This window comes from Soonwooa sp. (assembly GCF_032062245.1).
GTDB lineage: Bacteria > Bacteroidota > Bacteroidia > Flavobacteriales > Weeksellaceae > Soonwooa.
The window spans coordinates 37813-39366 of record NZ_DAMBQF010000024.1 but is presented as its reverse complement, the minus strand read 5'-3'; the positions used below and the strand labels follow the sequence as shown (position 1 = coordinate 39366).

Annotated in this window: 2 protein-coding genes and 1 tRNA gene (1 of these 3 only partly in view); all 3 read right to left on the bottom strand. The window is 30.8% G+C overall.

What is annotated here, in order from left to right:
* Positions 1-513, bottom strand: a 513-nt coding sequence (locus RT037_RS10900) for a site-specific integrase (protein WP_313031061.1), incomplete at its 3' end; no start/stop codon positions are given.
* 33 nt (positions 514-546) lie between these two features.
* On the bottom strand, positions 547-1233 hold the full coding sequence (locus tag RT037_RS10895) for a phage integrase SAM-like domain and Arm DNA-binding domain-containing protein (RefSeq protein WP_313031059.1): 687 nt from the start codon (positions 1231-1233) through the stop codon (positions 547-549).
* Between the two features lie 301 nt (positions 1234-1534).
* Positions 1535-1554 (bottom strand) — tRNA-Val (locus RT037_RS10890) (it continues 155 nt past the right edge of the window).

Here is a 1554-nt window from a genome sequence, read left to right as displayed (position 1 = left end):
CCTTCTATGCCAAAGGAATGAGCGTGAGCGATATAGAGGAACAGATCCGTGAGATTTTAGCTTGCTCATTTGTTCACCTACTTTTTCCTTAACTACTTTAGCATAATGTTCTTGTGTGATACCAATATCAGAATGCCCTAGTAGTTCAGATACAATTTCCATGGGAACATCATTATAGAGTAAGATAGTAGAAGCAAAAGTTTTTCTTCCAGTATGATGAGTTAAGGTTTTATTGATGCCTACAATTTCAGCTATTTCCTTTAAATAAGAATTGAATCTTTGATTACTAATTATTGGTAATAGCTGTTTATCTGTTTTGTATTTATTAATAATAGATTCTGCTTTTGATAATAAAGGAATGTCATAATTCTTTTTAGTCTTTTGCCTGTAGATATGTAGCCACTTATTACCATCATAACCAATGTAGATATCTTCTTCTTTTAAATTACCCATTTCTGAATATGCTAATCCTGTATAACTACAAAATACAAACATATCTGCAACTTGTTGCAATCTTTGAGATGCAAATTTGTGCTTCTCTAATGCTTATAGCTCTTCTTTAGTTAGGAATATAACTTGTTTCTTGGGTTTCTTGTTCTTGAATAACATGAAAGGATCTTTAGCTAAATAATCTAAACCAAATGCTAGTCTTACTACATGCTTCAATCTTTGGATAGTTTTATGAATGGTATTTTGCATAAACAATTTTTCTGCTTTTAAATAGAACTCAAATTCTGTTATAAAAGCCATGGTTAAATCCTTTAGTAGGAAATCTGCTCTATTGTACTTGTATTTGATAAAGGATTTTACATGTGATTGTGTTTGATTAAACTTAGCTAGGGAAACTGCAGAAGTTGAAATTCCTATTAGTTTTTCTTGTTTTGCAATATGAAGTTTAAACATTTCCATTAAGGATTTTTCTTCTTTAATATTTTCACCTTTATAATGGCTGTAGATGTCATTTACATCATATTGTTTTCCTTGGACTTGTAGCAATAAAAAAGCCTGATTAATTTCTTGCTTAATCAGGCTTAGTTGTGTATTGATTTGGTTATTTCCTTTATTAGGAGGATAAGCTTTTTGTTTAGCAGCATTCCAATAATCTGGATTAATAAATATGCCAGTTGAGAACTCTTTTCTTTGGTTGTCTAAGGTGATTCTACATGTCAAAGGACAAAGTCCTTTAACATTTTTTTTGTTTCTTCGGATGAGAAATAGTATTGAAATTTTCATAGGATTAATGGGGGATAAAGTGGGTAACCTAGATTTTTTTGGGTAACCTGAGTGGGTAACCTGAGAGATATTTTTTTAACATAAAAACACAGTGCTTTGGTTGATTGTATTTGTGAAATTTGCACAGAAATTAAAAGTGGGTAACCTAGAATAAAGGTGGGCCACCTAAAAGTATGCCTTTAATTTCAAAAATTGAGGTTTTTAAAATCTTGTTCCTAAATTTAGAATTTCTGTAAAAGCTTATGAATAGGGAAATATATAAAAATAAAAAATCCCAAATCTTTCGACTTGGGATTTTGTGTGGGTCCTGAGGGATTCGAA